This window comes from Xanthomonas sp. 3058 (assembly GCF_014199765.1).
Classification (GTDB): Bacteria; Pseudomonadota; Gammaproteobacteria; order Xanthomonadales; family Xanthomonadaceae; genus Xanthomonas; species Xanthomonas campestris_B.
In genome coordinates this window covers 1-9,644 of sequence record NZ_JACHOF010000035.1, presented here as the reverse complement: position 1 = coordinate 9,644, position 9,644 = coordinate 1, and the positions used below count along the sequence as shown (strand labels likewise).

9 protein-coding genes are annotated in these 9,644 nt (G+C 64.8%); 4 read left to right on the top strand and 5 right to left on the bottom strand.

Features of this window, described 5'->3' with window-relative positions; genetic code table 11:
- Positions 1 to 107 precede the first annotated feature (107 nt).
- Positions 108 to 944 carry a restriction endonuclease gene (locus GGR61_RS20535; protein WP_184623746.1) on the bottom strand — a complete coding sequence of 279 codons (837 nt, stop codon included), beginning with the start codon at positions 942 to 944 and terminating at the stop codon, positions 108 to 110.
- Between the two features lie 312 nt (positions 945 to 1,256).
- A complete protein-coding gene (locus tag GGR61_RS20530) occupies positions 1,257 to 2,834 on the bottom strand; it encodes a choice-of-anchor Q domain-containing protein (RefSeq protein ID WP_184623743.1) in 1,578 nt (525 codons plus the stop codon).
- Between the two features lie 337 nt (positions 2,835 to 3,171).
- Between GGR61_RS20530 and GGR61_RS20525 the strand changes: the two genes are divergently transcribed.
- The gene (locus tag GGR61_RS20525) at positions 3,172 to 4,068 is read left to right on the top strand and encodes a pseudouridine synthase (RefSeq protein ID WP_184623742.1); all 897 of its coding nucleotides are present in this window, start codon (positions 3,172 to 3,174) and stop codon (positions 4,066 to 4,068) included.
- A gap of 71 nt (positions 4,069 to 4,139) precedes the next feature.
- On the opposite strand, the gene GGR61_RS20520 is transcribed toward GGR61_RS20525, so the two are convergent.
- Positions 4,140 to 4,538 carry a hypothetical protein gene (locus GGR61_RS20520; RefSeq protein ID WP_184623740.1) on the bottom strand — a complete coding sequence of 133 codons (399 nt, stop codon included), beginning with the start codon at positions 4,536 to 4,538 and terminating at the stop codon, positions 4,140 to 4,142.
- A gap of 30 nt (positions 4,539 to 4,568) precedes the next feature.
- Complete coding sequence (locus tag GGR61_RS20515) at positions 4,569 to 5,024, bottom strand: hypothetical protein (protein WP_184408246.1); 456 nt, start codon at positions 5,022 to 5,024, stop codon at positions 4,569 to 4,571.
- A gap of 431 nt (positions 5,025 to 5,455) precedes the next feature.
- Between GGR61_RS20515 and GGR61_RS20510 the strand changes: the two genes are divergently transcribed.
- Positions 5,456 to 5,857 carry an antitoxin Xre/MbcA/ParS toxin-binding domain-containing protein gene (locus GGR61_RS20510; protein WP_184623738.1) on the top strand — a complete coding sequence of 134 codons (402 nt, stop codon included), beginning with the start codon at positions 5,456 to 5,458 and terminating at the stop codon, positions 5,855 to 5,857.
- A gap of 69 nt (positions 5,858 to 5,926) precedes the next feature.
- Here the strand turns inward: GGR61_RS20510 and GGR61_RS20505 are convergent, their stop codons facing one another.
- Positions 5,927 to 7,534 carry an alpha/beta hydrolase-fold protein gene (locus tag GGR61_RS20505; RefSeq protein ID WP_184623736.1) on the bottom strand — a complete coding sequence of 536 codons (1,608 nt, stop codon included), beginning with the start codon at positions 7,532 to 7,534 and terminating at the stop codon, positions 5,927 to 5,929.
- Positions 7,535 to 7,918: 384 nt separating this feature from the next.
- Here GGR61_RS20505 and GGR61_RS20500 point away from each other — a divergent pair, with 384 nt between their 5' ends.
- Positions 7,919 to 8,170 (top strand): helix-turn-helix domain-containing protein, encoded by a 252-nt coding sequence (locus GGR61_RS20500; RefSeq protein ID WP_184623734.1) that lies wholly within the window; start codon positions 7,919 to 7,921, stop codon positions 8,168 to 8,170.
- Positions 8,167 to 9,444: a HipA domain-containing protein gene (locus GGR61_RS20495; RefSeq protein WP_184623731.1), complete on the top strand. Its 1,278-nt coding sequence runs from the start codon at positions 8,167 to 8,169 to the stop codon at positions 9,442 to 9,444. Before GGR61_RS20500 ends, GGR61_RS20495 begins: the two co-directional genes overlap by 4 nt.
- Positions 9,445 to 9,644 lie beyond the last annotated feature (200 nt).

The following is a 9,644-nucleotide window of genomic DNA, read 5'->3' as shown; positions in this document are numbered from 1 at the left end:
GAGCTCATCAGCCAATGGCTAGCGCGACTACGCACACTGCCCGAACACATTCACAACCAGATGGTCCTGAACTGAAAAACGTGGGGATACCTCAGGGTCAGGTTCACTTATGCGGTTCCTCTACACCTGGGGAACTGGCTGCAGCCTAGGAAGTGCTCGCTAGTGCGTCGGTTCCTTCTCTGAACAAGCTCGCTGCCGCAGCGCGGGCAGCCTAGGGTGGCGATAGTTGTGGAGGCAGTGGACTCAGTGGAAGCGAAGATAGGTTCGACGCGCGCTGCTTGTGGTGTCGGTTGCTTTGCAGCGTGTAGTTGTACCGCTCGAATCATTTCCAGCAGCCGTTCGCCGCGGATCAGCTCAATCGGCCTACCTTCAGCAAACCGCTCTGCGTCCTTCGTGTAGGTACCGATACATACGATCTTCACCGCGTAGGCCTGGTGATGGGCGAGCAGGCCGAACATTTCTCGCACGACGCTGACGCCAACCTGCTGGCGCTTCCATTGCTTGCATTGCACCAGCGTGCGGCGGCCGTCCTTACGCAGGATCAGGTCGATGCCGCCGTCGGCGCCACCCAGACCGGTTTCTTCAACGCCGTAGCCCTGGCGGCGAAACGCTTCGCCCACTAACTGTTCGAACTGGCGCCAGCCACCGGCGGCCAGGCTCTCCAGCGTTGTGCGTGTTTCCAGAAAGCGTCGCCGGTTGCGTGTGCGCAGATAGGAGACCAGCGCAGCGAGCCAGCAGATGCCGAGCAGCATCCACGCCAATGGCGCGAATATTCCATCCGCTTGCTGGGCGAAGCCTTGCGACAGCATTCCGTCCTGGCGAGAAAACCACCAGCCGATGCCGTAGCGCACGCCAACAAAAGCAACGATGCCCGCGACCACGCCGAGCGGCCACGGCAACGCGGCCAACGCGTCAAACCCACCCTGTTTCTTTCTGCGTCCCATGCCAGAACCCCCATTCCAGATTCGACCATAGTCGCTGAAACGGGGTTTGTCAGCAGGTCAACCAGGCCACCGCGATCTGGACTCCATCACGTGCCGGGAACGACGCACTTCGATGCAACCCGCCGGCAGCCAGGGTAACGCTCGAGTCCGCTTGAGACGCAGGAGACAGCGGAAACAGGGTCAGGCTCACTGACGCAACACTTGTCACTTCGGGATTGATCTTGCGAACGCCTGATTGCGCAACCGAGCGGGCTAGCCCGCCCGGTCACGCGATACGCGTCCTCCTCAGGCGAGGAGGATGCGCAGGTCGACTTACTTGATTTCCACCGCGCCTGCGTCGCACACAGCGGTGTTGCGTGCAACGCCACGCTGGTCGATGGTGCGGCAGTTGTTGCCGAGATTGCGCACCGGGCTATTGGCCGCCGGCAACTGGGTCAGCGTGGGGCCACCGTTGGCGGCCGGTTTGCCAAGCAGGGGATCGGTGGCGCGTGCGAGGCCGGCGGTGAGGCAGCGATTGAACAAGGCGCCCGCAGCCGAATACTCGATCAGGTTGTTGCCGGTGCTGCTCTGGTCGCTGCAGAACGTCCGCTCGGTCTTGGAGTACAGGATGCTGTTGCGGATGTCGAAGCCGCTACCGAACAGGGTGGACCCGGGGGTGTTCTCGGCGAAGGTCACGTTGTTGAAGCGCACCGTGGTCTTGCCCTGGTCGCCATTGGAGGGCTGCCAACCCACATGCTGGATCGCAGCGCCGACACCCTTGGCGTAATTGCCATAGAAGGTGCTGTTGCTGACGTTGCAGGACGGGCCGTAGCAATCCATGTACAAGGCGCCGGCGTTGCTCTTTTCGGCGCGATTGGAAATGAAGCTGGTTTCTTCGACGTTGATGATGCCTGGGGTGGTGATGGTCGTGCCGGAGTGAGTGGTATCGCCGAAGCCGAGGCTGATGCGCGCACCACCGGCCGGGCCGCCGTAGGCAATGTTGTTGGCGAAGGTCGAGTAGCGCACGTCGATGGTGTCGGGTGCATACGCCCATAGCGTGGCGCCGCCGCCACTGTTGGCTGCGGTGTTGTTACGCACCACGGTGCCGCAGACCGAGAGGGTGGCGCCGCCTGCGGCCGCGTTGAGGTAGCCGGCGAGCGAGGCGCCGTCCGTGTCGATCGCGCCGCTGTTGCCGAACTGGTCGGCATCCGGGAAGCCGGCCGGCGCATTGATCGCCTGGTTGCCGACAAGCTCCGAATTGACGATGGTCAGGCGGCTGAGCTGCGTGTAGAGGGCACCGCCCAGCCACGAGGTGTTCTTGGAGAACGAGCTCTTGACGATGGTCACGTCGGTATCGCTGCCGGCGAAGATGGCGCCACCGCCAATGCTGCTGCGGTTGCCCAGGAACTGGCTGTTGATCACTTCCAGCTTGCCGCGGTAATTGACGTTGATCGCCCCGCCACCCCAGGTGCCGGGGGCGTACTGGGTGTTGGACGACGGCTGCACGGAGCTGCCGTTCTGCAGCTTCAGATTGCGCACCGACAACGCATTGCCGTTTTTTACCTGGAAGATGCGCGCGGCCTGGCGGCCGTCGAGGGTGATCTTGCCCTTGCCATCGATCACCGTCGGCGTGCTGGCGCCGATGGTGATGGTCTGGTTGACGGCGATGCTGGCCGCACCCGCGCCGCAGTTGAAGGTGACATAACCACCTCGCGCCACCGCAGTGGCGAGCGCGCTGGCGGTACAGCTGGCCGCGGTGCCGTTGCCGACGACCACGCCGGCGTTGGAATGCACCCAGGGCTGGGGCGTGGTGCATTGCGCGACCGACGGCACGGCGGCCATGGCCGCACTGGTGGTGACGAGGGCAACAAGTCCTGCCGTCGCAACGGTTGCGTGAAGGGTTGAACGCATGGTGATGTCCTGCTTGAGAAAGGGATAGGCGGGCTGCCAGCACGGAACGTCAACGGTCTCGATGACACATGTGTTGCAAGCTGCGGGGCCGGTGATCAGGGCGTGCATCGTGCGCGATCGCACGCATCGCCATTCGAACGTAGGTTCCAGAACACCACGTGTCGATGTAGCGACATCGGGCGAGCGCACATCGCTTCGCGCAGGCGGAAGCCAGCAGCTACGGCGAGCAAACGATGGTGCAGTGCTGCAGGCAGTCGCGACGCTGCATGCCATGCGTCGCGGCATCGCGCGTTACCATGCCAACTTCTCGATCCTGTTGCGATCTCGGCGATGCCCGATGCCCGATGCACCCCGCACCCACGATGGCACGCCGGCCAGTCGCTTCCAGCTGCCTGCCGGCCCCTGGGCCTCGGTCTTCGATGCGCTGTGCGCATGTTTTCCGGCGATCGCGGCCGAGCGCTGGCGCGACCGTTTCGCACGCGGCCTGGTGCGCGATGCCAATGACCATGCTTTATCGTTACTGGCGCCGTATCGATTGGGGGCCGAAATCCGCTATTTCCGCGAGGTTTCCCACGAGCCGGTCATCCCCTATGTCGAGACGGTGGTGCACGCCGACGCGGATCTGGTGGTGGCCTGCAAGCCGCATTTCCTGCCGGTGGCACCGACCGGTGCATACGTGCGCGAGACCCTGCTGACGCGACTAGTGCGCCGGCTGGACAATCCAGCGCTGGTGCCGTTGCACCGCATCGATCGCGAAACCGCCGGGCTGGTGTTGTTCTCGGCCAACCCCGCCACGCGCGGCATCTATCAGGCGCTCTTCCGCGAGCGACGCATTCGCAAGCACTATCTGGCGGTCGCACTCCCGCTGCCGGCGCTGACCTTGCCATCTGTGCATCGCAGTCGGCTGGAGCCGGGCGAGCCGTTCTTCCGCATGCGCGAGGGCGTGGGCGAGCCGAACAGCGAGACCGTGATCGATGTGGTCGCACGCGGCGCAGACACGTGGACGTATCGGCTGGAGCCGGTCACCGGGCGCAAGCACCAGGTGCGTGTGCACATGGCCGCGCTTGGCGCGCCGATCCTGCATGACCGCTTTTATCCCGATCTGGAAGATCAGCGGCCCGATGATCCGGAACGGCCGCTGCAGTTGTTCGCGCATACGCTGGCATTCGATGACCCGATCACCGATGAGCCTCGCCACTTCACCGCAACGGTCAGCCCTGTGAAGCAAGGCTGAGGCGCGGGCAACGCGCTCACGCTTGGAAACCGGCATGCATAACGCGCATCGGTCCGTGGTCAAGCGCCGCGCTAAAGACAGATACCCGCTCGGCCGACGGTGAAGGACGCCAGCGTGTCCTGCGCATCGTACGTCAGCGAAATCATGGTGAATGTGGTGGCACAGGGAAAATGCGGCCAGCGGGTTTCCACAGGTTCGGCCATGAGCATGGGGGTCATGCCGTTGGTTTGGCGAAGCGTGTGATGCGCCGCCCAGGCTTGCACCTGGGCTTTGGACATGCCGGGCGCCAATTCCCGCTCGGCTTTGCCACGCCAATACGTCTGCTGCTGTTGCTCGGCCGGGCTTGGGTGTGCTGTGCAGCCGTAGCCGCTCAGCGCAACAAGCAGCATTGCAGCGACGCCGATGGCAAGCCACACCCGGCGCCTGCGTCGCCTTGCGTGATCGGGCAGGCGCAGGGTGTGCGGTTTCAAGAGCGCACGCACCGGTGCGCGATGACGTGCTTAGCGCACCTTGTACAACACCGCCGCACCCGGCTTTGGTTCGAACATCGGCACGGTCTGCTGCTTGAGCGCGGTGCCCTTGGCATCCCACACCAGGGTTTCGGTGGGGTATTCCTCGTTGCGCGTCATCGTTCCAATCTGCTTGACGATCACCTCCGAGCCGGCCTTCACTTCGGGGTTCCAGGCGAACACGCCGAACTTGCCGTAGAACACGGCCGGTGCGGCGGCATCCAGGCGGCGGTCCGGGCACATGACCAGGCCGCGCTCCAGCATCACCCGCAGCGCGCCCACGGGGACGGCCTTGACGGTGGGCGAGGTGCGATCGGTACTGTGGCCGGGGCAGACATTGGCCGAGCGGGTGAGCATGTCCTCGACCACTTGTCGGTCGGATTGGGCCAGTGCCGGCAGCGCGGCGGCGGACAGGGCAAGGACGGCGAGAGCGGACTTCCAGGGCATCTGACAACTCCTCATGAGATGACACTCCAATACTGCAGCCCATCCAGGCGCAGGCTGCTTCCAGAGACGCGCCCGAATCCTACCAACCCATTTGTTAAGTCCTTTCGACAGTCGCTGCGGTCGATCGGTGGTCTGCCCGGGCAGGGCAATCGCTCGCGGTCACCGTGGCGCAGTCGCCATCATCCTGCGGGCCGACAGTGCCGCGATGGCCCGGGCATGGCGTCGCTCACCCGGCTTTCGTCGCAGCCCAGCCCAGCAGTGCCCCATCTGTCAGCAGAGCGGGCGCCGCCACTGGCTGACCTACCGGGCAATGGCCGGCCAGCACGAAATGCAACGCTTGCTGACGCCTTCACCGCCTGTCAGGAGACTCCTGATTGAGCGACCGCCATCACGCGGTTAGCTTGCCCGCAAACACACTGCAGGACTGCCACGTGGAACGCGCCGACCTGATTGCATCACTGCTCGTTGGCATGCGGCGCGCCGAAACATTCCGCGCCCAGGTATCTGCGTACAGCACTGCGCACAGCGAGCGCATGGAGAGCGAACAGGCCAACGCGGCCGATGCAGAGTTGGTGCTGTCGCTGTTTTCCTTTACGCCGGAGCACCTCAATTTGCTTGGCAGCACCGGCATCGAGACCGTGGGCGAGATCGTCTGCCATGCCTGGGCGCTCAACGGCGGCAACAACGAAGCACTGATCCGCTGGTTCCGCACACCCTTGAACGCACTGGACGGGCAAACACCGGCGGCCATGGTCCGCACCGGCCAAATCCAGGTACTGCTGCTGGTGCTCAGGCAGCAGCTGGAATGGGAGTTGCCCAAGCGCTTGGCCTGAGTCTCAGTAGCGGTTTGGCGTGGCGGTGGCTTGCATGGGCGCGATACGCAGGCACCTGCGTGGAGGCACTTACTGCTTCGGTCGCGCCACTGCGTACATCTCCCAGGCAATCTTCTTCATCAAGGCGTTGCTGTCCTCGCCCTCCTTGTACAGGTCGAAGTGGGTGCGACCTTCCAGGTAGCGGAAGTCGCTCCTGGCGCCCAGGCCGTCCAGCACGGCCTGAAACTTGTGCGCCGCCCCATCCAGATAGAACGTGTCGGCGGTGCCGACGATCAGGTGGATCTTGCCGTCCAGATCCGGCTTGAGCGTGGGCCATTGCGCGGCTACGCGCGCGGCGATGTCGTAGTGCGTGCGCCAGTAGGCCACCACGGCCGGGTCGACGGTGCCGGTGTCGCGGTCGAACATCGGCACCGGGCGGCCGTCGGGCCCGCGCGGCGAGAACACCCAGTCGAACGAGGTCATCTGGCCGCCGTAAGGGCCCAGCACGCGCTCGAGCTTGGCGAAGGTTTCCAGGTCGGCCACGACCTTGCCCTGGTCGCGGATCAGCGGGAACTGGCTGCCGTCGGCGCGCCGGTAGACGTTGGCATTGGGCGCGTACAGATCCGGCCCGGTGAAGTCGTGGAAGTCGCTGGAATCGGGCGAGGTGGACCAGGTACCGCCGAACAGCTTGGGATAGCGCGTCTGCAGCCACAGCGTGGCCCAGCCGCCGGACGAATGCCCGTTGAGGAACCGGCCCTTGGCGTTGCCGTCCATCTTGTACTGCCGTTCCAGCGCGGGGATCAGCTCTTCGGTCAGCGCGGTGCCCCAGGGGCCGTTGTTGACCGAGTCGGCGAACTCGTGGGTGCCGGTGGGCGTGGACTGGTCCAGGAACACCCAGATCATCGGCGGCATCTGCTTGGCCGCCATCGCGCTCCAGGTCGCGGCGATGCTGCCGGCAAAGCGGTTGTAGTTGCCGCCGAAGCCATGGGTGACATACACGGTGGGATAGCGCACGCGGGCCTTGGCGTCGTAGCCGGGCGGAGTCAGCACGCGGGCGCGCAGCGAGACCGGCCGGCCCCAGAACGCGCTCAGCGACGGGCTCAGCAGCGAGGCGTCCGCGCTATGCAGCTTGGCCTCCGGGATCGCGTCGCGGATTGCCTGCGGTGCACGCGGCGACACCTGCCACGGGTCGTCCGACACCGGCACCTGCTTGCTGAGCCTCAGCGTGGGCAACGGCTTGCCCTTGCCCGGCGTCACCGCGGTGACCTCGCTCAGCAGATCGCCGCCATCGCGGCCGCCATAGCTGTAGCTGTGGTCCGGGTCCAGCACGGCCTGGAACAGGTACTCGCCGGCCGGCAGCGCGGAAAACGCGCTGGGGTAGGCGATGTTGTCCAGGTCGATCTCGACGCTGGCACCGGGCCTGAGCGCGGTCACCTCCTGCGCCGCCACGGCCACCGCCGTCGGGCGGAACGGGTTTACGTTCACCTCTTCCACCTTGCCGTCCTTGGCCTCGGCCCGGGCCTGCTTGGCCAGGGTGGCGAACACCAGCAGCCGCCCGGACGCGGGCTGATCGGTCGCCCCGTCCAGGGTGACGCGCAGCAGGCGATGCGCGGTCACCGGCTCGGCCGCGTGCGCGGCGCAGGCGCACAGCAGGCCAACGGCCAGGCCCAGGCGGGGGGCAAGACGATGCAGGGGCATGCGGATCCTTTGAGGCGCAGATGGATGGAGTGGGCGCAATGGCCCTGCGCAGACTGTAGCCAGTTCGTTGCGGGCTGCAATCGCAAGTCTGGTCACCGCATCCGATCTGCGTGGCTTGGAACTCCGGCGCGCGGTGCGAGCAGCACAAGTGATTGGGTGGAGTAGGTAGGCCAACGCAGCTGGCATCGTTTGGTCATCAAATTGCACGGGGGCGTTGCCACTCACGCGTCAGCGTCGGCTCAAGATCTTAAAACTAAAGCCAGCTTTAGTTTCCAATTCAGCAAATGCCTGACAGACAGCCGATCTAATGCCAGCTTTAGATTTTGCTTGTTCCTGCATCAGTGCCGGAATAATCTAAAGCCCGCTTTAGATTCGATGACTGCTATGCGCGTCCCAATCGACCAGGCATCCGACATCGGCGCTTACGTCCGCGCCGTTCGCAAGGCACAAGGCTTACGGCAGGACGACTTGGCGGCGCTGGCCGGCACCAGCCATGTGGTGCTGGGCAATGTCGAGCGCGGCAAGGACACCGTGCAACTGGGCCGGGTGTTCGAGCTGCTGCGGCAATTGGGCATCCAGGTCCAGCTGGACCTGCCGATGGAGCTGCCGGCCCCTGTAGACAAGCCCCCCAAATGAACAACGCCGACGCGCCACGTAGCCTGGAACTGTGGCTGGAAAGCCGCCGCGTCGGCGAGCTGCGGGAGCAGGGCAATCTGTGGGTGCTCGCGTACGACCAGACGTGGCGCAAGGACGGCTTCGACCTGTCTCCTGCGTTGCCGCGCAGCGCCAGCGAGATCGTCGATGGCGGCAGCCAGCGCCCGGTGCAGTGGTTCTTCGACAACCTGCTGCCCGAAGAGGGCGGGCGCCGGCTGATTGCCAGCGACGCGGGCATCGACGCGGCCGACGCCTTCGGTCTGTTGCAGCGTTTCGGCCCGGAGTCGGCCGGCGCGTTGACCTTGCTGCGGCCAGGTCAGCAACTGCCAGGGCCAGCGCTGCAGCCGCTGACAGATGCGGAGTTGTCCACGCGTATTCGCGCGTTGCCTCGGCAACCGCTGACTCACGGCGCACCCAAGCGCATGTCGCTGGCGGGCGCTCAGCACAAGCTGGCGGTGGTGGTGGATGAGGGGCGGTTATGGGAGCCGGTGGGCACGGCCGCGTCCACCCACATTCTCAAGCCCGACCACGAACATGTGGACGACTACCCGCATAGCGCGGTCAACGCATGGTTCTGCATGCAGCTGGCCGCTGCCTGCGGACTGCCGGTGCCGCAAGTCGCCGTGCGCCGCGTGCCGGAACCGGTGTATCTGGTGCGCCGCTTCGACCGCCTCGGCGATGGCCTGCAGGCACAGCGCCGTTACGCGCTGGACGGTTGCCAATTGCTGTCGCTGGATCGCGCTTACAAATACCAACAAGCCACCAGCGACAACTTGCGCGCGCTCGAACGCATCAGCCGCATGCCCGCGGCCACCCGCATCGCGCTGCTGCGCTGGCAGTTGTTCAACTTCTTCATCGGCAACAGCGACGCCCACCTCAAGAACCTGAGCTTTCTGCGCGGCGCCAACGGCTGGGAACTCGCGCCGCACTACGACCTGCTCAGTACCAGCGTCTACAAGGCCCCAGATTGGGGTTTGGACGAACTGGTTTTTCCGATGGGCAACGCCCGCCGTTACGCCTCTATCCGCCGCAATGATGTCGCTGCATTTGGCGACTCCATCGGCGTGCCGCCCAAACTGGCATTGCGGCATCTGGATGAACTTGCAATCGCGATCAGGCGGGAATCGCACGCCGTGCTGCAGACCTATGAGCAAGGTGCGACGCATGCAGTGGACGCTGGTGAGGCGCGCTTGCTGCGGCAGTTTGTGTTCGGACCAGTGACGGATGCATTGAAAACGGTGGCGTTGTCACTTTAGTTCATACGCTGAAATTGGAATCGGGGGTGGGTCAAACCAGCCCCGGACTCTAAACCAGGCCGCTACTCAGGGCGGGGGGACGTCGCACCCACCGGACGCTTGGCCTTGCGCCGTTTGCGCACCTTCAGTTCGGCTTCCTCGTACAGGCGATAAATCTTCTTGTGGTTCACGGATGGAAACTCCGGGCGCAACAAATCATG